Genomic DNA, 24,131 nt, shown 5'->3' with positions numbered 1-24,131 from the left:
CAGGGACAATGACATCGAGATACGGATGGATCGCCGCGAGCGCTGCAATCCTCTCAGTCGCCTTCGCCGCCGCGCCATCCCACGCGCAGATTTCCGACGACGCGGTGAAGATCGGCGTGCTGACCGATCAGGCCGGACTCTACGCCGACGCCGCCGGCCCCGGAGCGGTCGAAGCGGTCCGGATGGCGATCGCGGATTTCGGCGGCAAGGTGCTGGGCAAGCCGATCGCGATGGTCGATGCCGACCATCAGAACAAGGCGGACATCGGCGCCGGCATCGCGCGGCGCTGGTATGAGCAGGAGAATGTCGACGTCATCGTCGATTTCGCCAATTCCGCCGTCGCCTTCGCCGTGCTCGAGCTCACCAAGCAGAAGAACAAGGCGATGCTGGTGTCGTCGGCCGGCTCCTCCGATCTGACCGGAAAGGGCTGCTCGGCGAATTCGGTGCAGTGGACCTACAACACCTATGCGCTCGCCAACAGCACGGTGCGGGCGCTGGCCAAGGAAGGCGCGAAGAGCTGGTACTTCGTCACGGTCGACTACGCCTTCGGCCACGCCCTGCGCAACGACGCGGCCAAGACCGTGGAGAAGGTCGGCGGCAGCATCGCCGGCGAGGTGCGGCATCCGCTCAACAGCATGGATTTCTCGTCCTATCTGCTGCAGGCCCAGAGCTCGAAGGCTGACGTGATCGCCTTTGCCAACACCGGCGGCGACCTCGCCAACTCGATCCGGCAGGCGCAGGAATTCGGGATGGCGCATACGCAGAAGCTCGCGGCCTTCCTGATGCAGACCAGCGACATCCACGCGATCGGCTTGCAGGCCGCCCAGGGGCTGCAGCTCGCGACCGCCTTTTATTGGGATCTCGACGACAAGACCCGCGACTTTGCCGCGCGCTTCATGGCCAGGACCAAGAAGCGGCCGACCATGGTGCAGGCCGGCCTCTACTCCGCGGTGATGAACTATCTCAAGGCGGTCGAGAAGTCCGGCACCGACGACGGCCCCAAGGTGATCGCGCAGATGAAGGACATGCCGATCGACGATTTCTTTGCCCGCAACGCATTCCTGCGCGAGGACGGCCAGCTCATCCACGACATGTATCTCGTGCAGGTGAAATCGCCGGCCGAATCGAAGGGCGCCTGGGATTACGAGAAGCTGGTTCAGGTGATTCCGGGCAAGGAGGCGTTTGCGACGCCGGAGGAGAGCGCCTGTCCGCTGCTGAAGAAATGACTGCGCGCACGAATCCACGCACCACAGGCAAGAAACCACAGGCAAGGCTGGACATCCCATGACTGAGCTGCCGCTGCTGTTCACCCCGCTGCAACTGCGCGACCTCGAACTGAAAAACCGGATCATGGTCTCGCCGATGGCGACCTATTCGGCGCAGGAGGGGCGCGCCACCGATTGGCACACCGCGCATATCGGCAAGCTCGCCGCCGGCGGCGCCGGCCTAGTGTTCGTCGAGCAGAGCTCGGTGAACAGCCAGGGGCGCATCACCCATGGATGCCTCGGCATCTGGGACGATGCGCACATCGCGGACCACGCCGCCCTCGCCGCGCTGATCCACAGCTTCAACGCCAAGGCCGCGGTCCAGATCGCACATGGCGGCCGGAAAGGCTCCTCGCAGCGGCCGTGGGAAGGCGGCAACCCGCTCGGCGAAGCTGACATCAAGGCACGCGGCGAAGGCCCATGGCAGATCGCGGCCTCGAGCGGCATTCCCTTCGATGACGGCTGGCCGGCACCGCAGATGATGACTTCAGAGCAGATCGATGCCCTGGTGGACGACTATCGCCAGGCATTTCGTCGCGCCAGGGCGGCCGGCTATGACGTCATCGAGCTGCACTGCGCGCACGGCTATCTGATGCACTCGTTCCTGTCGCCGCTGGCGAACAACCGCAACGACGAGTATGGCGGGTCGCGCGAGAACCGCATGCGCCTGCCGCTGCGGATCGCGGCGATCATGCGCGAGGAGTGGCCCAGCCATCTGCCGGCCTTCGTCCGCATCTCGTCGGTCGACGGCGTCGACATCGGCTGGTCGATCGAGGACTCGATCGCGTTTGCGGCGGAGCTGAAGGCGATCGGGATCGACATGGTGGACTGCTCGTCGGGCGGCATGAAGCTGCCGCGCGGCAATTCGCTGGTGTCGCGCACCCCGGGCTTCCAGGTGCCGTTCGCCGAGCGCATCCAGAAGGAAGCCGGCATGCCGACGGTGGCGGTCGGGCTGATCCGCGAACCGGACTACGCCGAAGCCATTTTGCGGGACGGCAAGGCGACGCTTATTGCGCTCGGCCGCGAACTGCTGTGGAATCCGAACTGGCCCGCGCAGACGGCGCTTGCGCTCGGATGCGATCCGGAGTGGACGAGTTGGCCGGAGCAATATGGCTGGTGGCTGAAGCGGCGGGTGGCGCAGCAGGGACGATAGCGATGCCGGTGGCGAAGAAGGATGTAGCGAAGGCCGGCGCGGCTGCCGGCGCGCGGTCTTTCGACGGCCCCGATTTCCCCGGCGACACCTCGCGCGACCTGCCGAAGATGGACAATGCAGTCAAGTCGGCGCGGCGCGTGTTCGACGTGCTTGAATTCTTCGAGGAGCACCAGCGCGCCGCCTCCGCGATCGAAGTCGCGGCCGCGCTCAAGTTCCCGCAATCCAGCACCTCGGCGTTGATGCGGACGATGACGGCGTTCGGCTATCTCCACTATGACACCAGCCGCCGCACCTATATCCCGACGCCGCGGATCTCGATGCTGGGGCACTGGCTGAGCCCGGCGTTGTTCACGAAGGGACGCCTGGTCAATCTGATGGAAGAGCTCTCCGCGCGGACCGGAGAGACCATCATGCTCGCGGTGCGCAACGGGCTCAGCGCGCAGTATGTCCATATCATTCAGGCCAAGCTGCCGATGCGGCTGTATGTCAAGGCCGGAACGCTGCGGCCGCTGGCGCGATCCGCGTCGGGTTACGCGCTGCTGTCGGCCTATCCGGACAAGGAGGTGCGCCGCCTGGTGCGCCTGATCAACGCCAACGAGAGCCGGCCCGATCGTCAGGTCGACATCAAGGCGCTGCTGCTTGAGCTGAAGAAGGTCCGCGCCAAGGGGCACGCTTTCTCGCTCGGCCTGGTCACGCCGGGCGCGGGCGCCGTCGCCATGAACCTGCCGCCGATTGCGGAATCGAACGAACCGCTGGTGCTGTGCGTGGCCGGATTGAACGACGCACTGGTCACCCAGGAGACCGAGTTCGCCGACCTGATGCGGAAGGCAATCGAGTTTCATCTGGCGGACTGAACTTATGTCGGCGGCCGGTTTGCGCGTGTGCGTGGCATACAAACGGGGACAATCGAAAGTTCACTATGCGGAATTCATGCGCCAAGTCCGGCTTTATGCCATCCGCGCAAGTGGCCCTGCGGGCAGCGCTTGTCACGGCTATGGCTTTTCCGCATCATTGAGCGCAAGACAACATCGCAAGCAGGGCATGGCCGAACAGCCAGCCCGAGCCAATCAACACGAGGAACGCTGTGGCGGAGAGTGAAAACATCGTCGCCGAGACCGCGGAAAAGATTTTCGCCGATCTCGCGGATGCCCAAACCATCAATCACGACAAGCAGGGCGCATGGAAGGCGCCGCTGTGGCAGGCGCTGACCGAAGCCGGCCTGCCGCTGTCCTGGGTGCCCGACGATCTCGGCGGTTCCGGCGCCAGCCTCGCCGAAGGATTCAGCGTCCTCAACGTCGCTGGGCGGCATGCGATCGCTGTTCCGCTGGCCGAAACAATGCTGGCCGGCTGGCTGCTGACGCAAGCCAGGATCGCCTCTCCCGAAGGCGAGATGACCGTGCTGCCGGCAAGCCCGAAGGACCGCGTGACGCTCAACGCCGACGGCTCGCTCTCCGGCCGCGCCCGCGGCGTGCCGTTCGCCAAGGACGCAAAACATTTCGCGGTGCTGGCTGAAGGCAATGGCGGCGTGTCGATCGCGCTGATCGATGCAGCGAAGTGCCGGATCGAATCCGGCATCGGGCTCGGCGGCGATCATAACGACATTGTCACGCTCGATAAGGTGCAGCCGGTCACGACCAGGCCGGCGCCGAAGGGTTTTGACCAGTCCACGCTGATGCTGATGGGCGGCGTGGTGCGCAGCCTGCAGATCGCCGGCGCGCTGCAAGCGATGCTCGACATCTCGGTGCGCTATTCCAATGAGCGCATCGCCTTCGAGAAGAAGATCTCGAAATTCCAGGCGGTGCAGCACAACCTCGCGCGGCTCGCCGGCGAAAACGCCGCGGCACTGGCCGCTGCGACCTCGGCGGCGGACACGATCGTGAACGCCAAGTCGCTGGACACTGATGCGGTGTTCCTGGAAGCCGCAGCGGCCAAGGTCCGCTGCTCGGAAGCGGCGGAGAAGGGCAGCGGCATCGCGCATCAGGTGCATGGCGCGATCGGCTTCACCATCGAGCACATCCTGCACCGCTATTCGCTGCGGGCGCTGGCCTGGCGCGACGATTTCGGCTCGGAGAGCTACTGGGCGGTCGAGCTCGGCAAGCTCGTCGCGAATCGTGGCGCCGATGAATTGTGGCCGCTGGTGGCTTCGCGCTGAGATCAGGCAGAAAGATCAGGACTGGACATCATGACTGCAGCCCTTCGTTTCGATCCGATCCGCCTGCCGGAAAAATGCGAGCAGCTCCGCAAGGAGGTGCGCGCCTTCCTCGCCGAGGAAATCGCCGCCGGCACCTTCGATCCCCACGCGCCGAACCGCGAGGACAATGACGCGCCGGAATTCTCCCGTCGCGTCGGCGCCAAGGGCTGGCTCGGCATGACCTGGCCGAAGAAATATGGCGGCCAGGAGCGCTCGTTCCTCGAGCGCTACGTGGTCACCGAGGAGATGCGGGTGGCGAACGCGCCGACCCGGCGCTTCTTCGTCGCCGACCGCCAGAGCGGGCCGGTGCTGCTGAAATACGCGCCCGAGCACATCAAGATGGACATCCTGCCGCGCATCTGCCGCGGCGAGGTCTGTTTCGCCATCGGCATGAGCGAGCCGAACTCCGGCTCTGACCTGTTCGCGGCGAAGACCCGCGCCACCAAGACCGACGGCGGCTATCTGATCAACGGCACCAAGATCTGGACCTCGTCGGCGCACATCGCCGACTACATGATCGCGATCTTCCGTACCTCGCCGCCGACCAAGGAAAACCGCCGCCACGGCCTGACCCAGTTCCTCGTCAAGATGAAGCAGCCGGGCATCCAGGTGAATCCGATCGGCCAGATCACCGGCCAGTTCGAGTTCAACGAGGTCGTGTTCACCGACTACTTCGTGCCCGACGATCACGTGCTGGGCGAGGTCGATGGCGCCTGGAAGCAGGCGACGTCGGAGCTCGCCTATGAGCGAAGTGGTCCCGAGCGCTTCCTCGAGACCTATTACGTGCTCACCGAGCTCGTGCGCGCGGTCGGCAAGAACCCGGACACCCGCAGCGCCGAGGGCATCGGACGCCTGGTGGCGCAGGTGCACACCATGCGCCGCATGTCGGTGTCGGTCGCCGGCATGCTGCAGGCCGGCAAGGAGCCGGTGGTGGAGGCCTCGATCGTCAAGGACATCGGCACGGTGTGGGAGCAGCAGCTGCCGCATCGCGTCCGCGATCTCGCCGCCTTCGTCGAGGAGACCGCGACCAACCGCGAGACGCTGGAAAAGCAGCTCGATTTCGCCATCAAGACCGCGCCCAAGCTGACGATCCAGGGCGGCACCACCGAAGTGCTGCGCGGCATCATCGCCCGCGGACTTGGCCTGCGCTAGCCGCGCGGGCTCGCCTGCGCTAATTCAACGAGGACAGATCATGACCAAGTACACTGATATCGGCGTCGAAACCCACGGCCATGTCGGCCTGATCGAAATCCGGAAACCCCCGCTGAACTTCTTCGACGTCGCGCTAATCAACCAGATCGCCGACGCGCTGGAGGAGTTCGACAACAATATCGAGATCCGCGCCTCGGTGCTGGCGGCGCAAGGCAAGGCGTTCTGCGCCGGTGCCAATTTCGGCGATCCGGCCCGCCAGGAGCAGGAGGAGCGCGCCAAGAGCGATCCGGCTTCCAACCTGCCGATCAACCATCTCTACGTTCAGGCGGTGCGCATCTTCCGCAACAAGAAGCCGATCGTCGCGGCGATCCATGGCGCCGCGATCGGCGGCGGCCTCGGCCTTGCCGTCTCCGCCGACTTCCGCGTCGCCTGCCCCGAGGCACGCTTTTCGGCCAACTTCACCAAGCTCGGCTTCCATCCGGGCTTCGGCCTGACCGCAACGCTGCCGGAACTGATCGGCAAGAACAATGCCGAGCTGATGTTCTACACCAGCCGCCGCGTCACCGGCGAAGAGGCCTATCGCTGGGGCCTCGCCAATGTGCTGGTGCCGCAGGATCAGGTGCGGGCGGAAGCGATGAAGCTCGCGCAGGAGATCGCCGAATGCTCGCCGCTCGGCCTGGTCTCGACCCGCGCCACCATGCGCGCCGGCCTCGCCGACCGCGTGCTCGCCGCAACCAACCATGAGCTCGCCGAGCAGACCAAGCTGCGCGCGACCGAAGACTTCAAGGAAGGCGTCAAGGCCACCGCCGAGCGTCGCGTCGCCAACTTCAAGGGGCGGTAGCCGCAAGCGCCGCTCTCTCCACGGGTCGTCCCGGCCTAGTGCGCAATTGCGCACGGGAGCCGGGACCCATACGCCGCGGCCCGCGGAAGGGGCACAAGCGGCGTCGGCTTCTCTTACAACTCACTTCGGTGGTTATGGGTCCCGGCTTTCGCCTGGCTTTCGCCGGGACGACACCGGGGAGATATCTAGCTACCCCCTCGGTACCACCAGCGCATCGACGATCGTGACGCCCTGCCCCTCGGGGTGCACCAGCACCGGATTGACCTCGATCTCGGCGATCTCGCCTCGGTGCTGCGCCGCCAGCACTGAAATCTGCGAGATCAATCGGGCGAGTGCCGCGACATCCGCCTTCGGCGCGCCGCGGAAGCCGTGCAGCAGCGGCGCGGCCTTCAGCGTCTCAAGCATCGTGCTCGCTTCAGCCGGGCTCACCGGCGCGGGGCGATAGACCACGTCCTTGAACAGTTCGGTAGTGATGCCGCCGAGCCCCACCATCACCATCGGCCCGAACGTCTTGTCCGTCATGGTGCCGACGATGATCTCGACGCCCTTCCTGGCCATCGGCCCGACCAGCACGCCCTGGATTTCAGCGCCCGGCCGCTGCTTCTGCACCGTCTCCAGCATGTCGCGATAGGCCGTGAATGCCGCGCCCTTGGCGGCGATGTTGACGCGGACGCCGCCGACCTCGCTCTTATGCGCGATCGCGGGCGACTGGATCTTCATGACCAGTGGAAATCCGGCGCGCTCGATCGCAGCGTCGAGCCCGTCGCGGTCGGTCACCAGCACCTCATCCGGCAGCGCAATGCCGGCCGCGCGCAGCAGCGATTTGCTGTCATATTCCGACAACGTCTTCGACGTGAGATGCATGGAGAGATCGTGCGCCGGCGACGCTGATGCCGAGATCTCCGGCGCGGGCTTGAAGCCGGCATAGTCCGCCAGCCGCCGCATTGCGACGCCGACATGGGTCAGTCCCGAGAGCACCACCACGCCCGACTTCGCCAGCTCCTGCCGCGCGAATTGCGACGGCAGCGTGTAGGAATAGAACACCACCGGCTTGTTCTGCGCCGCGATCACCGGCTTCAGCTCGGCTTCCTTGAACGGCATCCGCGTCTCGCTCGACAGCGACAGCACCACCAGCGTCGCGTCCACTTCATCAGACGTGTCGAACAGCTCGATGCTCTTCTGCAGTCCGCCGGATGACACGCCCTGCGCGGTCACGTCGACCGGATTGCCCGCCGCGCCGTAGGACGGCATCCATTGCTTGATCTGGCTCTGGATCGCGGCTGAAAGCTCCGGCACGCGCAGGCCCTGCATCGAGACGGTATCGGCGCCCCAGATGCCGGCGCCACCGGACACCGTCAGCACCGCGACGCGATCGCCCTTCGGCAGCGGATTGGTGGTCAGAACCGCGGCAATGGTCACGGCCTCGTCGAGGTCGTTGGAGACGATGAAGCCGTATTTCGCGAACACCGCATCATAGGCCGCCGACCAACCCGCCATGCTCGCGGTGTGCGAGGCCGCCGCGCGCTCGCCGGCGCCGGAGCGCCCGACCTTGGTGACGATCACGGGCTTTTTGAGCTCTGCCGCGCGCTTCGCCGCCGCCAAAAACTTGTCGACGTCGCGGATACCCTCGATGAACAGCAGGATCACGTCGGTCGAGGCATCCTGCACCATGTAGTCGAGGAACTCGCCGGCGCCGAGATCGCTCTCATTGCCGGCGCTGACGACATAGCTCAGCGCGACGCCGAGCGCCTTGGCGCGATGATAGATCGCAAAGCCGATGCCGCCGCTCTGCGCGACGATGCCGATCCGCCGCTTGCTGGCGACCAGATCGGGCGCATCCGGCTTGACGTCGACGGTCGGGCTGAAGGTCGCGGCGACCTTCTGCGCCTGGCTGTAAAACCCTTCGGCGTTAGGGCCACTGATCCGCATCCCGGTCCGCTTCGCCAGCGCGACGATCGCATCCTGCATGTCAGCGCTGTCGCCACCTTCCTCGGCAAAGCCGGACGAGATGATGACCGCGTTCTTCACGCCCGCGGCGGCGCATTGCTCCAGCGCCGGCAGCACTGCACGGGCGGGAATGACGATCACGGCAAGATCGATCGCCACGCCGATCTCGGCGACCGACTTGAAGCACCTCAAGCCATCGATCTCGTCATAGTTCGGATTGATCGGATAAAGCTGGCCCGGGTAACCGTTCTTGCGCAGCATCGCGAGCAGCCGCCCGGGAATCTTCTCGTGATCGCGCGAGGCGCCGATCAGAGCGATGCTCTTTGGTGCGAAGAAGGTATCGAGCGGATGCGGCATGGGGGCGTGTTCCCAATTGTTGTTGTTGCTCTTGACGATATTGGATCACCGCCGCCGGCTCAACCGCTCTCCCCGCAAGCACCAATCGTTCACCGTCACCCTGAGGTGCGAGCGAAGAGAGCCTCGAAGGGTGCACGGCCACCAGCCGGGCCGTGCACCCTTCGAGACGCCGCTTCGCGGCTCCTCAGGATGACGGGAGAAAGATGCGTAGCCCGGATGCAGCGCAGCGCAATCCGGGGGCCGGTCTATCCGCGAAGAACGCGGCGGCCCCGGATTTCGCTTCGCTGCATACGGGCTACGAAATCACGCCGTCAGCTTGAACGTCACGCCGCAGAGCTGGAACTCATCGCCCTTCACCGCACAGCCTCTCGTCTTCGCCGCTTCCAGCACCTTCGCCTTGTCGGCGACCTTGAACGTCAAGCCGCTCATGATCTCGCTGTCGCCCTTGACGAAGCGGAAGGTGCTGTTCGGCAGCTTCACCACGGCACCATCGGCGGGAATGCCGATGATCCTGCCCCAATGCGCCGCCAACGCCTCAGGCTCGGGGCTCTGCATCTCGACCTCGGTCAGCGCCAAAGTCGTGTCCTTGCGGATCGACTTCTGCCAATCGGGGCCGGCCGGCGGGTACGGCCCCAGCACGTCATCGCTGCCGTCGGTGTGGTTGAACTCGATGAAGGCGGCGCGGCAGTCGCGCGGGTGCAGCTGCACGCCGTGATACGGCGCGTGCGTGATCACGTTGGCGGTGCGCACGCCCATCGCGTTGGCCTTGGCGCCACGCGCGTCGGGATCCTCACAAACGAAGATCGCCATATAGCCGCCGCGGCCGCCGGTCTTCTCGATGAAGCGGCCGGCCGCCGTGCCCGGCCCCGGCTGGAACGGCGCGACGACTTCGAGCAGGATGGTATCGACCGGCAGCAGCGCATTCTCGAGGCCGTATTTCGCGACGTTGCCGTCGCGATAGCAGACGTCGAGGCCCATGATCGCGGAGATGTCCGCGATCACGGGCGCAAGCTGCGGCGCCACCAGGCAGATCTGCCGCAGCCGCATGTACTCGGCCATGGTCTACTGCCCCTGGAAGGTGGGCTTGCGCTTCTCGACGAAGGCTTTTGCCGCTTCCTTGTGGTCCGTGGTCTCGCCGGCACGCGTGTGGTGGATCGCCTCGCCGTCGAAGCATGCTTCGAGGGTCATGGTCTCGGCATTGTTGATGTTGCGCTTGATGTAGCCGAGCGCCACTGACGGGCCCTGCGCCAGCGACCGCGCCAACTCCAGCGTCTCGGCCTCGACGTCGGCATCAGGCACCACCTTGGAGACCATGCCGAGATTGTATGCTTCCTGCGCCGACAGCACCGGCGACATCATGTAGAGCTCGCGCGCTTTCGCGCTGCCGAGCATCTTGGTCAGGAAGTAGGTGCCGCCGTAGTCGCCGGAGAAGCCGACCTTGGCGAAAGCGGTGGTGATCTTGCAGGAGGCGCCGGCAACACGGAGATCGCAGGACAGCGCGATCGAAAGCCCGGCGCCGGCCGCGGCGCCGTCGAGCTGCGCCACCACCGGCTTCGGCATCTGGTGCAGGATGCGCGAGACCTCCATGCCGCGGCGCAGGTTGGCCATCTTGGCCTCGAACGGCAGCGGGGCGCGGCCTTCCGCCATCGACTTGACGTCGCCGCCGACGCAGAAGGTGCCGCCGGCGCCCCGGATCAGCACCGCGCGCACCTCGGTATCGTCCTGCGCCCGCCGCGCCGCCTCGACGAGGCCGCGCGTCATGTCGGGATTGAGCGCGTTGCGCCGATCGGGACGGTTCATGGTGATCGTGAGCAGGCCCTTGTCGAGGGATTGGAGGACCATCTGATTGTCGCTCATGGCGTTTTGCCTTTCGTTGTTATTTTGAATCCGTCATTCCGGGATGGTGCGTAAGCACCAGACCCGGAACCTCGAGATCCCGGGTTCGTGCTTCGCACGCCCCGGGATGACTGCGTGACTTCGTCACTTCGTCACTTCTTCACCAGCGGGCAGCGCGACTCCGACAGCGGCTGGAAGGCCTGGTCGCCCGGCACGGTCGCCACCAGCTTGTAGTCGTCCCAGCGGCCCTTCGATTCCGACGGCTTCTTGACCTCGAACAAATACATGTCGTGCACCATACGGCCGTCCTCACGGATCTTGCCGTTCTTGGTGAACATGTCGTTGATCGGGCTCTCCTTCATCACCTTCATGACGGCGGCCGCATCGGTGGTGCCGGCGGCCTTCACCGCCTTGAGATAGTGCGTCACCGAGGAATAGACCCCGGCCTGTGCCGAGGTCGGCACCCGCTTGGTGCGCTCCATGAAGCGCTTCGTGAAGGCGCGGCTGTCGTCGTTGAGATCCCAGTAGAAGGCTTCCGCCAGCAACAGGCCCTGCGCGGTATCGAGCCCGACGCTGTCGATGTCGGTGACGAAGGCCAATAGCGGCGACAGTTTCTGGCCGCTCTTGGTGAGGCCGAATTCGGCTGCCTGCTTGATCGCGTTGATGGTGTCGCCGCCGGCATTGGCAAGGCCGATCACCTTGGCCTTCGACGCCTGCGCCTGCAGCAGGAAGGACGAGAAATCCGAGGTGTTGATCGGATGCCGCACGCTGCCGAGCACCTTGCCGCCCGACTTCACCACGACGTTGCTGGTGTCCTTTTCCAGGTCCTGACCGAACGCGTAGTCCGCGGTAAGGAAGAACCAGGTATCGAGACCGGATTTCACCGCGGCAAGGCCGGTCACATTGGCCTGCGCGAAGGTGTCGAACACGTAGTGCACGGTATAGGGGCCGCAGGCCTCGTTGGAGAGGCGGATCGAACCCGGACCGTTGAACATGATGATCTTGTTGCGCGCCTTGGCGATTTCGGCAGCGGCGAGCGCGGTCGCGGAGGCCGCGACGTCGAAGATCATCTCGACGCCCTGGTTATCGATCATGTCGCGGGCGATGTTGGCGGAGAGGTCAGCCTTGTTGAGATGGTCGCCGACCACGATCTCGACCTTGCGGCCGAGCACCTCGCCGCCGAAATCCTCCACCGCCATCTTGGCAGCGGTTTCGCTGCCCGAACCGGTAATGTCGGCATAGAGGCTCGACATATCGAGGATGCCGCCGAGCTTCAGCGGAGGCTTGTCCTGCGCCAGCGACGCATTCGCCGAGATCGCAAACGCACAGGCCAACACGCCGGCCAAAACTCGTCTCATTCCAATCCTCCCTTGCAGCGCGGACCTCGTTCCATCAGGTCCGTTTCGAGGGCCGGATCATGCCGCATGGCCTGCACTGCAGCAAGCCGCAGCGGCAGCAATCTGTTTTCCACTAAGCGGAATGAAGCGCCGCGCCGGAGCTTCCGGCGGCGCTGCGATCAGAGATGAAAGTCGGGAACGGTCTGATGGGGCGTTCCCGCCGGCAGGCCGAGGAACAGGTACTGCATGCCATAATGTCCGGCGAATGCCGATGCCGTTGCATCCATGATGATGCGACCGCCCAGATCCAGATGCAATTCCGGCCGGGTAATAGCCCCGAGTGTGTAGGCCGGCACGATGGTCTCGTTGATATGCAGGGCGTCGAAGACGGCGGACACCGTCGAAAGCGAAGCCGCATTGCCGGCCAGGTCGACGACATCGGCGCCATTGGCGGCGAAGCTGGTCACCGCCAGCGAGCCGGCGCGATCGGTCGACGACACGATGTGATCGAATACCAGCTTCGAGGAATCGCCGAGCAGCGCCGTCGCCGCGGCGTCGTAGATTGCGGTGCCGCCATCGTTCAGCGTCAGGCTCGGCGTGCCGCCATTGACATGCACCGCCTCGTTGAAGCCGACCGTCAGTTGCACCAGCGAACCCGGCGCCGCGACGCCGCCGGAGGGCGTCGCCGTGATCCCGGCGAGATGGGGCGCCGTGGTGTCGAGGGTGAACGTCAGGCTCGACGACGCGCTGACATTGCCGGCGGCGTCGACCTCCTGCACCGTGACGGAGTGCATACCATCAGCCGTAAAGACCGGCGCCGCCGTGGAGAAGCCCGAGGCGCCGTCGGCCTTGTAGCGCAGCGTGTCGGCCGCATCGAACTTGGTGTAATCGATCAGCGGATTGCTGGTGATGTGGTCGGCGCTGGAGACGCCGGTGTCGCGGTGCAGCGCCAGCGTCGGCGCCGATGGCGCCTTGGTGTCGCCGGTGAAGCTGACCACGTTGCTCGCTCCGCCGGCGTTGCCGGCGATGTCGGTGTAGCTCGCCCCGGCAACCGAAAGATCGGCCGACAGATCGTCGGTGACATCGGCGGTGAAGGTCGCGGTGTAGATATCGTGGCCCGCGCCATTGATGCCGACATGGACGAGGCTGCCCAGCAGGCCGCCATGGACCGTGACATCGCCGAGTCCGAAACCTGCGACCGCCTCGGAGAAGGTGAACGTCATCAACGCGGCGTCGCCGGCGTGCAGAAGGGTGTGATCGGCCGCCACCGATACCGTCGGCGGATGCGTGTCGCCAACGATCGTCGCGGTATTGCTCGCCGCGCCGGCATTGCCTGATACGTCGGCATAGCTTGCGGCGGTGACCCGGATCGAGCCCGCCACGACGTCGTTGATATCGGGCGTGAAGGTCGCGGTGTAGACGTCCTGCCCCGACACGTTGAGCCCGACATGGACCAGATTGGTCACCGTGCCGCCGGCGACGACGGTATCGCTGAGCGCAAAGCCCGCGACCTGCTCGGAGAAGGTGAAGGTGACAACCGAAGTCTGGCCCGAAAGCACCGTGCTCGGGCTCGCCGCAACCGACACCGTCGGCGTCCTGGTATCGCCAGTGAAGCTGATGGTGCCGCTCGCCGCACCGGTATTGCCGGCAACATCCGTATAGCTCGCGGCGGTGACTTGCACCGAGCCCGCTTCAGTGTTGCTTTCGTCCGGCGTGAAAATTGCCGTGTAGACGTCCTGGCCCGATGCGTTGACGCCGACATGGAGCAGATTGCCCAACGCCCCGCCATGCACCGTGACGTCACCGAGCGCGAAGCTCGCGATTTGTTCGGAAAAAGTGAACGTCACCAGCGCGGTCTGGCCCGCCAGCAGCGCGTGACGGTCAGCCGCGATCGACACCGTCGGCGCCAGCGTATCGCCGCCGATCGTCGCGGTGTTGCTTGCCGCGCCGGCATTGCCGGCCACATCGCCGTAACCGGACGCATTCACCTTCACCGAGCCGGTCTCGGTGTCGCTGACATCGGGCGTGAAGGTCGCAGTGTAGACGTCCTGCCCAGCGCCGTTGAGCCCGACATGCACGAGATTGCTCAGCGCGCCGCCATGGACGGTGATGTCGCCAAGGGCGAAGCCCGACACCGCCTCCGAAAAGGTGAAAGTCGCGACCGAGAGGTCGCCGGCCAGCACCGTGTCGGGATTGAGCGTGACGGAGACCGTCGGCGCCAGCGTGTCACCGGTGAAGTTGATGGCGTTGCTGGCAGCGCCGGCGTTGCCGGCCGTATCGCTATAGCTCGATGCATTGACCTGCACCGAGCCAGCCTCGGCGTTGGTGACGTCGGGCGTGAAGGTCGCGGTGTAGATGTCCTGGCCGGCGCCGTTGACGCCGACATGGACAAGGCTGCCCAACGCGCCGCCGCTGACGCTGATGTCGCCGAGCGCGAAGCCCGCGACGGCCTCGGAGAAGGTGAAGGTCACGACCGCGGTCTGACCGGCGAGCAGCGTACCATGGTCAGCCGAGACCGATACAGTCGGCGCCTTGGTGTCGCCGCTGAAGCTGATCGTGTTGCTCGACGAGCCGGAATTGCCGGCCGTATCGCTATAGCTCGATGCATTGACCTGCACCGAACCTGCCTCGGTGTTGGTCACATCCGGCGTGAAGGTCGCGGTGTAGACGTCGTGGCCGGCGCCATCGATGCCGACATGGGTGAGGTTGCCCAGCGAACCGCCCTGGACCGTGACATCATCCAATCCAAAGCCGCTGACGGCCTCGGAGAAGGTGAACGTGACAACCGCGCTATCGCCGGCAACCAGCGTGGTGTGATCGGCTGCAACCGCCACCGTCGGCGCCTTGGTATCACCGGTGAAGCTGATCGCGCTGCTTGCCGCGCCGGCGTTTCCGGCGCTGTCGGTATAGCTTGACGCGTTGACCTGCACCGAGCCCGCCTCGGCGTTGGTCACGTCGGGTGTGAAGGTTGCCGTGTAGATGTCCTGGTGCGCGGCGTTGACGCCGACATGCACGAGGTTGCTCAGCGCGCCGCCGCTCACCGTCGTGTCCGTCAACGCGAAGCCGGTAACCGCCTCGGAGAAGGTGAAGGTGACGGTCGAGGTCTGCCCGGCCAGCAGCGCGGTCGAGCTCGCCGCAACCGACACGGTCGGCGCGATCGCGTCGATCACGAGATGCAAATCGGTCGCCGCATGGGTCACGTCGGCGTCCTGGCCGCCGGGATCCCTGATCGTGCCGCCGTTGAGCGAGAGGCTCTGCACCTGAAGATCGGACGTGCTGTCGCCGTCCTGCACCGTGTAGCTGAACACCAGCGCTTGCGAGCCGCTGCCGCTCAGATAGGTCGCGGCCTTGCCGTCGTTGAGCAGCAACTCCGGCGCGCCGGTCACGTTCACCGTGTTGCTGAAGTTGACGGTGATGGTCACGACCTTGCCGGCGTTCAGGATCGTGAGATGATCGGTGGTGTCAGAAGTGACCGAGGCGATGCTCGCCTGTGACCGGATCTCGAGATGCGGAGAGGCCGAGCCGTCGGACGCCAGCATCAGCGAGCCGGCCGAGGCGCCAGCGCCAAAACTCAGGTTCAGCGATGCGAGCGTCGTGCCGCTGCCGCTTTTCACCAGCAACACGCCGTTCGCATAGGACAGCGTCGTCGTGGCATCATAGGCGATGTTGCCGAAGTCGATGGTGTCGCCGCCGGAAAGGCCGGTGATCGACGTGCCAAACGAGGTGCCGGAGAATGCCGCAGCATCGAGCACGAGTTTTTCGGTACTGCCGTCGGTGAAGGCGATCGCGCCGGTCCCTGCCGCGCCGTTCGCCGCCAGCTCCAGGATGGAGCCCTTGATGACGGTGCCGCCCGAATAGGTGTTGTGCGCGGACAGCACCAACCGGCCGCCGCCGGTCACCTCGACATCACCAGGCGTCGTGCCATCGGAAATGACGCCGCTCTGGGTGACGGTCTCGCCGGCGGCGACGTTGAAGACCGGATCGCCCGCGACGGTGATGTTGCGGGTCTGCGTGAAGCCGTCGGTGAAGCTGATACCGGTGCCGTCGCCAAGCTTCAGCACATTGGTCACCGCGCCGAGATTCACGTTGGCGGAGATCGACACCCGGGTGCCGGCGCCGCTGACCGTGGTATTGCCGGTGTAGGTGTTGTTGCCGCCGAGGATGACGGTGCCGCCGCCGCTGATGGCGAGGCCCCCAATGCCCGCATTGGCACCGGTGCCGCCATTGCCGCTCTGGTCCGCGATGTCGTTGGCAACCGTCAGCGTCTGGCCGCTGGCCGGCGTGAAGCTGAGATTGTTGTTGCCCTGGATGAAGATGCCGGAGCCGAAACCCGAGCCGCTGGCCTGGCCGATGCCATTGGTGCCGCCCTTGACGGCGCTGAAGCCGGAATCGTTCGACAGCGAGCCGCCCTTGACGGTCAGCGAGCCGCCTTGCTGAACGAAAATGGTGCCACCAGCGCCGAGGCCGCCACCCCCACCCGCCGTGCCATCACCGCCGCCGAAGCCGCCGAGCCCGCTGACGCCGCCACCGCCGCCGAAGCCGCCACCGCCGCCATAGCCGCCGCCACCACCGAAGCCACCATTGCCGAACGCCCCGCCGCCACCGCCGTAGCCACCATTGCCGCCGTCGATTGCGTTGCCGCCGCCGACGCCACCGCCGGTACCGTGCGCGCGGTTGTTGTTGCCGAAGAAGCCACCCGCGCCGCCGCCGCCGCCATTGGCGCCGCCCGTTCCGCCATACCAGTAAAGCATGGTCCCGCCTCCGAACGGGATCAGGTAGCCGTCGACGCCTTTGCCGCCCCCCGCGGCGCCGGGAACGATGCCAGCGGCCCCGTTCTGAAATGCGGCAGAGTTCGCACCCTGTGCGTGAAGGCCGATGCCGCCACCGCTGCTGTTTCCGCCTTGGCCCCCCATGCCGCCACCACCGCCGAAGCCGTCGATGTTGGCGTTGCTCGCGGTACTGCCGGTTCCGCCATTGCCGCCGATCGCGGCACTGTTGTGAAATACGACATTGTCGATCGTGGCGCTGCCGTTCGCCGAGACGAACAGGGCGCCGCCGAGCCCGGCGCCACCGCCGCCGCCGCCCTGGATGATGCCGCCGCCGGCCGCCACCGTGTTCTGGATGGTCAGGTTCTCGAGATTGACGTTGCCCGCATAGACGAAGAAGCCACGCTGGGCGTTGAGGCCGTCGATCGTGTGCGTGCCGCCGTGGCCGTCGCTGCCGTTGATGGTGACGCTCGATCCGCTCAAGAGATTGAGCGCGTACAGCTCCGACGAGAGGCTGAAGCTGGCGGTGATGTTGATGGTGTAGTTGGCATTCGGCGCGGCGTTCTGGCCGCCGGAATCCATCTGCAGGACGGCCGCATTGAGCTCGGTGACGTTTGAGACATTGAAGACGCGGGTCGACACAAGCTGCACGACCGTGCCGCCATTCGCATCCTGCGAAAGCTGGAAGCGGGCGCCGCCGTCGAGCCCGTTCACCGTCAGCGTATCCGTCACTGTGCCGTTCGAGATCGAGAGCGTGTTGCCGGAAAGACTGACCGTGTTGAGCGAGGTATTCTGGGTGTTGTAGTGCAGCCCGGTCAGGTCGATGGACTGGCCGGGATTGAAGTTGGAGATGCTGTTGGTGAGCGCGTTGCCGGTCAGCGCGGCGTCGTCGATCTTCAGCGTGCCGGGAAGGCCGGTCGTGAAGGAGATGTTGCCGGTGCCGGCTGCGCCGGCCGTCGCAAGCCACACTGTGCCGGAATAGATCGTCGTGCTGCCATAAGTGTTGGCATGGCCGAGCACGAAGGTGCCGCCGCCGTCGATGCCGAGATTGCCGCCGCCACTGATCAGGGCGGTATCGGTGACGGTTGCGCCGTTCGCGATCTTCAGGAGCGAGCTGCCGCCGACCGAAATTGAGTCGTCGAACGTGCCGCCCGTCGTCAGCGAAAGATGCGCGCTGCTCAGGTTGAGCGTCCCGGTCAACCCCGCGAGCTGACCGAGCCCGAGCTGCAACGTGCCGGCGCCCGACAGCGTGAACGTACCGGAGCCGCTGATCGCGCCGGTGTCGGCAATCGTGCCGGACGAGATGTCGAAGGTGCCGCCAGCGGCGGTGACCTGGATGTTGTGGGTGAAGGTGTAGCCGCCGGTCGTGGTCAGCGTGCCGCCGTTGAGGATCAGCGCACCGGCCGAACCGCCGATGTTGTTGTCGGCCGTGATCGAGAGAGTGTTGCCGGCATCGATCTGCGTGCCGCCGACATAGGTGCTCGCACCCGTCAACGTCAGCGTACCGCCGCCGGAGACGACCAGCTTGCCAGTGGTGCCGCTGCCGCTGATGCCCCGCTCATCGGCGATGCTGTCGCCGATCGTCAGCGTGGTGACGGTCTGCAATCCCTCGAAGACCGTGGAAACGGTGTGCGTCGGCGTGACGACCATCGTGCCCTGGATGAAGATGTCACCATAGGCGGAGCCGTTGCCCGCACCATTGGCACCGGTGCCGCCGGTCTCGGTCGCATCCATCAAGGTGCCGCCGATGACGGTCAGCGTGCCGCCTTGTTGAACGAAGATGTCGCCGCCGGCGCCAAGGCCGCCGCCACCGCCGCCGGCGAGCGAGCCGCTGCCGGCGCCGAATCCGCCGGTGCCGGGCGTGCCGTTCGAACCGCCGCCTCCGCCGCCGAAACCGCCATTGCCGCCGGTATGCGCGTATCCGCTGCCATTACCGGAGCCGCCGCCACCGCCGGCGAAACCACCATTGCCGCCGCCATAAATGCCGCCGCCGCCACCGCCGCCCATGCCGCCGGCGCCGCCGAAGCCGATCAGGGTGCCCGAGGGGCCGCCGCCCACCGAGTTGGCGCCGCCGATGCCGCCGCCGCCGCCACCGACACCGCCGCCACCACCGCCGCCACTCGCGCCACCGCCGGCATGTGCTCCGTAGCCTGAGCCGCCGTAATTGTCGGCGCCCTGTCCGCCGCCCGCCGCACCTTCGATCGTCGCCGGTGTGCCGCCCGCGGTCTGCGCCCCGGTCGAGGGATGCTGGCTGTCGGAGCCCGCCTCGCTGTAACCGCTGCCGCCATTGCCGTGATAGCCGTAATAGTCTTGGCCGCCGAAGCCGCCGCCACCACCACCGCCGCCATTGCCGCTGCCGCCATCGGCACCGATGCCGCCGCCACCGCCGCCGCCGCCGGCCGGATCGACCACTGCCGCCATCGCCGCCCTTGGCCGTGTTGCTGCCGAAATTGACGTCGTTCAGCGTGACGTTGGCGTTCTGTCCGACGAACAGGCCGCCGCCGAGGCCCGCGCCGCCGCCGCCACCGCCGACCCCGCCATTGCCGCCGCTCGCAACCGCGTTGACGATCGTGAGGTTCTTGAACGTCACCGTGCCTGATGTGACGACGAAGCCTTGATAGCCGCGCGCATCGATGATGTCGCTATAGTCCTGTCCGCCGAGTTGATTGTTGTAGTCGGAGTTGCCGTCGAAGGTCAGCGTTGAGCCGTTCATCAGATTGATGGCCGGCAGATCGTCCAGCAATTGCAGCGTGCGCGCGCCGGACGAGAGCGAGAAGTTGATGACGTAATCGGTGTTGGCCGCAGCCAGACCACCGCCGACGCTGATCGCCGAGATCGCGTTGTAGAGCTGGAGATAATCGTGCAGCGGATCGCTGGTCGTCAGCGTCAGAACAACGGGATTCGACACAAGGACCTCGGCAATATGCGTGAGCGACCGCAATCGGTCGCCTTTCAAAAAATTGCCGAATAGTTACCTTGCGCCGCAAGTCATTGGCAACAATAACGAATTCTCATTCCGCGCACGGAGTTGCAATCATGAATGGGTAAGGTTGACGCGTGTGAGGGCCGCTCGACGCACGATCGGACGGCAATTTTCGTCACGACGAGGGGTGCTGAAGACGAGTTCGTCCCGCGACAGGCACGCATTGATGTGAAACACCAATTTCGCCTGTGCACGCGATGAGAAGCGCCGCAGAAAAATTGACCACCGAATCAACGATGGCATCCCTCGATGCGATTTCGCTTCGCTTGTGGTGGCTCTGAAGCGATCTTTCCGTCAGACTGTCCTTGTTGGCGACCACGCTCCGAGCGGAGCGCGCCGGAGTGACGAGTGCCGCATGACGCCTCCACGCGATAGAGCATGGCGTCGCCGTCCGTGGGCGGTGATGATGACAGCATGCGTCCTCGCGACCGGCGCGTGCAGCGGACGCGCCGAAGCGGCTGGATGCAATTTCGAGATTCAGGGCGAGGGTCGCGTCGCCGCCATCGTCGATGCGCGCAGCCTGCGGCTCGACGACGCCCGTGAGGTCAAGCTCGCCGGTATCGAGGTGGCCGACAAGGCGAAGACCATCGCTGCACTGACGGCGCTGCTGGTCGGCCGCGAGGTGACGCTGCGCGGACAGGACGACACGCCGGACCGCTATGGCCGGCAGCCGGCCTACGCATTCCTCGAAGGCAGTGAGAAGCCCGTGCAGAGCGAGTTGCTGCGCCAGGGCCTCGCTGTGGCGTCATCCGAGGTCGCCGACAAGGACTGTGCGGCGGCGCTGATGGCGGCCGAGGCCGAGGCCAGGGCCGCCCGATCGGGAACCTGGGCCGAGGCCACCGTCATAAAAAACGCCGAAAGTTCCGCCGATATTTTGACCGGGATCGGGCGTTTTACAGTGGTCGAGGGCAGGGTTTTGTCCGTGCGTCAGGCGGGCGCGACGACCTACCTGAATTTCGGTCGAAACTGGACTCAGGACTTTGCTGCGACTATTTCAAGGCGCATAGTCCCTGCGTTCGAGGCGGCCGGGCTTGCGCCCAAGTCTCTGGAAAATCGTAAGATTCGTGTACGAGGCTGGGTGGAAGCACGACGTGGGCCGCGAATCGAACTGCTCCGGGTGGGGCAGCTTGAAGTGCTCGGCGGGAACTAGAGGCCCAAGGGACTCAAGAGACCCAGGGGCCATGCCCCGGTCTTTTTACGGGACAATTTGTGAGTTTTTGACGTGATTGAGCGCGCAGGACGGCGTGAAGAGGGGACTGGCCGCCGCCTTTTGGCTGCGCCGGCGCTCGTCTGCGCCGCCCTGACGCTGTCGGCCTGCGGCAATGTCGGCCGGTTCGAGCAGGCCGCGCCCACGGCAGCAGCGGCGCCGGTAAAGCCGAACCGCGTGGTACAGCAGACGCCCACGAGCGAACGCGAACATGAGCGCATCCTGTCGTCCTATGGCGGCGCCTACGACGACCCGAAGCTCGAGGCCCTGATCAGCAAGACCGTCGAGCGGCTGGTCGCCGCCTCCGAACGACCCGACCAGGCCTACAAGGTCACGATCCTCAATTCCGGCGCGGTCAACGCCTTCGCGCTGCCGACCGGCCAGCTCTATGTCACGCGCGGCCTGATTGCGCTCGCCAGCGACACCTCCGAGCTCTCCTCGGTGCTGAGCCACGAGATGGCGCATGTGCTGGCCAAGCACGCGGCGATGCGCGAGGACCAGGCCCGCCAGGCGGCTGTGGTGACGCGCGTCGTCACCGACATGAGCACCGATCCCGATCTCACCGCGCTGGCGCTCGCCAAGACCAAGCTGACGATGGCGAGCTTCTCGCGCCAGCAGGAGTTCGAGGCCGACGGCATCGGCGTCGGAATCGCCGCTCGCGCGCATTTCGATCCCTACGGCGCGGCGCGCTTCCTGACCGCGATGGAGCGCAATGCCGCGCTCAAGATCGGCAAGACCGCGCTCGATCCGCGCGCGCAGGACTTCACCTCGTCGCATCCGGCGACGCCCGAGCGCATCAACAACGCGCAGACCACCGCACGGCAATACTCATCGCCCGAGAGCAACGAGCGCGATCGCGAGACCTATCTCGCCGCGATCGACAACATCGTCTATGGCGAGGATCCCAGCGAAGGGTTCGTGCGCGGCCGCCGCTTCCTGCATCCCAAGCTCGGCTTCACCTTCACCGCGCCCGATAATTTCACGCTCGACAACACCGCGCAGGCGGTGATCGGCGTGCGCGAGGGCGGCAGCCAGGCGATGCGCTTCGACGTGGTGCGGGTCCCGGCCGAGCAGTCGCTCGGCGACTACCTGAATTCGGGCTGGATGGAAGGCGTCGAGAAGTCCTCGACCGAGGACCTCAACATCAACGGCTTTCCGGCGGCGTCGGCCACCGCCCATGGCGACCAGTGGCAGTTCAAGGTCTATGCGCTGCGCTTCGGCAGCGACGTCTACCGCTTCATCTTCGCCGCCAAGCAGAAGTCCACCGAGAGCGAGCGTAACGCGCGCGAGACCGTCAATTCGTTCCGCCGCCTGACGCTCGACGAGATCCAGGCCGCGCGCCCGCTGCGCATCAAGGTCATTAACGTGCAGCCCGGCGACACCGTGGAATCGCTGTCGCACCGCATGTCCGGCGTAGATCACCCGGCCGAGCGCTTCCGCGTGCTCAACGGCCTCGACGCCCATGCCCAGGTCAAGCCGCGCGACCGCGTCAAGATCGTGGTGGATTGAGGCCGCGAGGCGTCGTGCTCGCGCCTCACCACCGCTGTCGTCCCGGCGAAGGTCGGGACGACAGGCTACATTCTACTTCGCCTTCTCCTTGAGGAAGGCAATGATGTCGGCGCGATCCTTCGGGTCCTGAACCTCGTAGAACATCTTGGTGCCCGGAACCATCGTGTCCGGACCGGTGAGCCATTTGTCGAGATTCTCCTCGGTCCACACGATCTTCGAGTTCTTCAGCGCCGGCGAGTAGTCGTAGCCTGCGACGGAGCCGGCTAGGCGGCCGACGACACCCTTGTGCATCGGGCCGACGTCGTTCTTGTCGATCGAGTGGCAATCGCCGCAGCCCTGGTACAGCGTGGCGCCGCGCGCCGCATCTCCCGCGGCACGGGCGCTGTTCAGGGCGAGCAGAATCGCGATGGCCGCCATCGCGGCAATTTTGGCTTGCCGCGGCGCCAGCACGCCTGCGATCGAACGAATGCTCATTCCCGGGGCTCTCCTGTTTGCCACCACAACAGGAGCAGGCATGCCGCGATTCTATTCCCTGGAATGCCGCGCGCTCGCGCGACCGGCGACTGACGAAGATTTTTGAGCCAACCGGGAATTTCCCCGCGCGCCGCCGATCTCTATCGAAAGCTGCCACCTCCGCAGCGGCGCCGGGCTATTGGAGCATCCCCAGTGTTTCAGAATCGGTTCGGCGCCGTCGCTCGACTTGCCGAACTCGGGTGCGTGCTTGCTGCGCTCACACTCGCAGCAGCCACCGCCGCGCGCGCGGACGGCTGTCCCAAGCCGGGCGACGAAATCGCGACCGACCGGCCCGACGTCACCAATTCGAGTATCGTCGTGCCGGTCGGGAGCCTGCAGAACGAGAACGGCATCAACCTGACCGGCCGGAGCAGTGGCCGCAGCATCGACGGCAGCAACAGCCGCTGGCGGCTCGGGATTGCGCCCTGCCTCGAGGTGCTGATCGACCTACCGAGCTATGTCGGCACCGTGAAATCGCCCGGCGCGTCGGGCTTTTCCGACGTCGCGCCTGCCATCAAATGGCAGATCAGTCCGCTGCCGGGGAAGATCGACCTCTCGATCACGGCCGGCGTCGCGCTGCCGACGGGCGCTGCCGAAATCGCCGGTCGTGGCGCGCAGCCCTACATCCAGTTGCCGTGGTCATGGGAGTTGCATGACGGCTGGGGCGTCAGCGGCATGTTCACGGAATTCTTCCGCCCTGCCGAGCTGACCGGCCGGCACTTGTCGGAAGCGACCTTCGTGATCGAGAAGAAGCTGACCGAGCGGATCAGTGTGTTCACCGAATATGTCGGCGACTATCCCGACGGTGCGCGGCCGACCCAGCTCATCAACTCCGGCGGCCTGTACCAGATCACGCCGACCCAGCAGGTCGACTTCCATGTCGCGTTCGGACTCAGCCGCAACTCGCCGAACTACATCGTCGGCCTGGGGTACTCGTTCCGCGTCGACGGATTGTTCCGCTAGCCCACCTCCCCTTGAAAAGGGGAGGTCGCTTTGCTCGCCAGAGCAAAGCGGGTGGGGATCTGCTCTCTCCGCTTGCAGCGGAGCCTATGGCTGATCCCAACCTTCCCCCTT

General features: G+C 65.7%; 16 protein-coding genes. 10 read left to right on the top strand and 6 right to left on the bottom strand.

The annotated features are described in order from the left end of the window. Positions 1–8: 8 nt before the first annotated feature. From ACVI1L_RS15775 to ACVI1L_RS15750, 6 genes are all read left to right on the top strand, one after another. Positions 9–1,226 (top strand): ABC transporter substrate-binding protein, encoded by a 1,218-nt coding sequence (locus tag ACVI1L_RS15775; protein WP_456783245.1) that lies wholly within the window; start codon positions 9–11, stop codon positions 1,224–1,226. 58 nt (positions 1,227–1,284) lie between these two features. Next, entirely contained in the window at positions 1,285–2,418 is a 1,134-nt protein-coding gene (locus tag ACVI1L_RS15770) for an NADH:flavin oxidoreductase/NADH oxidase (RefSeq protein ID WP_456783244.1), read from the top strand. A gap of 2 nt (positions 2,419–2,420) precedes the next feature. Next, on the top strand, positions 2,421–3,272 hold the full coding sequence (locus ACVI1L_RS15765; protein WP_057020165.1) for an IclR family transcriptional regulator: 852 nt from the start codon (positions 2,421–2,423) through the stop codon (positions 3,270–3,272). A 230-nt stretch (positions 3,273–3,502) separates the two neighbouring features. Beyond that, positions 3,503–4,570, top strand: a complete 1,068-nt coding sequence (locus tag ACVI1L_RS15760) for an acyl-CoA dehydrogenase family protein (RefSeq protein WP_456783243.1) — start codon at positions 3,503–3,505, stop codon at positions 4,568–4,570. A 30-nt stretch (positions 4,571–4,600) separates the two neighbouring features. Continuing rightward, complete coding sequence (locus tag ACVI1L_RS15755) at positions 4,601–5,761, top strand: acyl-CoA dehydrogenase family protein (protein WP_018269158.1); 1,161 nt, start codon at positions 4,601–4,603, stop codon at positions 5,759–5,761. A gap of 40 nt (positions 5,762–5,801) precedes the next feature. Continuing rightward, on the top strand, positions 5,802–6,602 hold the full coding sequence (locus ACVI1L_RS15750) for an enoyl-CoA hydratase/isomerase family protein (protein WP_028341859.1): 801 nt from the start codon (positions 5,802–5,804) through the stop codon (positions 6,600–6,602). A gap of 189 nt (positions 6,603–6,791) precedes the next feature. Here the strand turns inward: ACVI1L_RS15750 and ACVI1L_RS15745 are convergent, their stop codons facing one another. The 5 genes from ACVI1L_RS15745 to ACVI1L_RS15725 all read right to left on the bottom strand — a co-directional run bounded on the left by ACVI1L_RS15745 (position 6,792) and on the right by ACVI1L_RS15725 (position 19,266). After that, entirely contained in the window at positions 6,792–8,906 is a 2,115-nt protein-coding gene (locus ACVI1L_RS15745) for an acetate--CoA ligase family protein (protein WP_057020167.1), read from the bottom strand. A 303-nt stretch (positions 8,907–9,209) separates the two neighbouring features. After that, entirely contained in the window at positions 9,210–9,965 is a 756-nt protein-coding gene (locus tag ACVI1L_RS15740) for a hypothetical protein (protein ID WP_456783242.1), read from the bottom strand. 3 nt (positions 9,966–9,968) lie between these two features. After that, positions 9,969–10,763 carry an enoyl-CoA hydratase gene (locus tag ACVI1L_RS15735; protein WP_076832822.1) on the bottom strand — a complete coding sequence of 265 codons (795 nt, stop codon included), beginning with the start codon at positions 10,761–10,763 and terminating at the stop codon, positions 9,969–9,971. Between the two features lie 131 nt (positions 10,764–10,894). Next, entirely contained in the window at positions 10,895–12,100 is a 1,206-nt protein-coding gene (locus tag ACVI1L_RS15730; RefSeq protein WP_057020170.1) for an ABC transporter substrate-binding protein, read from the bottom strand. 158 nt (positions 12,101–12,258) lie between these two features. Continuing rightward, entirely contained in the window at positions 12,259–19,266 is a 7,008-nt protein-coding gene (locus ACVI1L_RS15725; RefSeq protein WP_456783241.1) for an Ig-like domain-containing protein, read from the bottom strand. A 322-nt stretch (positions 19,267–19,588) separates the two neighbouring features. Here ACVI1L_RS15725 and ACVI1L_RS15720 point away from each other — a divergent pair, with 322 nt between their 5' ends. The 3 genes from ACVI1L_RS15720 (at position 19,589) to ACVI1L_RS15710 (ending at position 22,544) form a co-directional block, all read left to right on the top strand. Next, positions 19,589–19,816, top strand: a complete 228-nt coding sequence (locus ACVI1L_RS15720) for a hypothetical protein (protein ID WP_245311253.1) — start codon at positions 19,589–19,591, stop codon at positions 19,814–19,816. A 415-nt stretch (positions 19,817–20,231) separates the two neighbouring features. After that, positions 20,232–20,978, top strand: coding sequence for a thermonuclease family protein (locus tag ACVI1L_RS15715; RefSeq protein ID WP_253588230.1), 747 nt, complete (start codon positions 20,232–20,234; stop codon positions 20,976–20,978). A 72-nt stretch (positions 20,979–21,050) separates the two neighbouring features. Continuing rightward, positions 21,051–22,544, top strand: coding sequence for a M48 family metalloprotease (locus ACVI1L_RS15710; protein WP_076824772.1), 1,494 nt, complete (start codon positions 21,051–21,053; stop codon positions 22,542–22,544). 72 nt (positions 22,545–22,616) lie between these two features. Here ACVI1L_RS15710 and ACVI1L_RS15705 read toward each other — a convergent pair whose 3' ends face one another. Beyond that, a complete protein-coding gene (locus ACVI1L_RS15705) occupies positions 22,617–23,018 on the bottom strand; it encodes a c-type cytochrome (protein ID WP_057015128.1) in 402 nt (133 codons plus the stop codon). Between the two features lie 192 nt (positions 23,019–23,210). On the opposite strand from ACVI1L_RS15705, the gene ACVI1L_RS15700 reads away from it, so the two are divergent. Next, entirely contained in the window at positions 23,211–24,020 is an 810-nt protein-coding gene (locus ACVI1L_RS15700; RefSeq protein ID WP_456783240.1) for a transporter, read from the top strand. The last annotated feature ends 111 nt before the right edge of the window (positions 24,021–24,131 follow it).

This window comes from Bradyrhizobium sp. USDA 4516 (assembly GCF_054055915.1).
The sequence above is the reverse complement of the archived record's forward strand: the minus strand, read 5'-3'. Positions and strand labels throughout refer to the sequence as shown.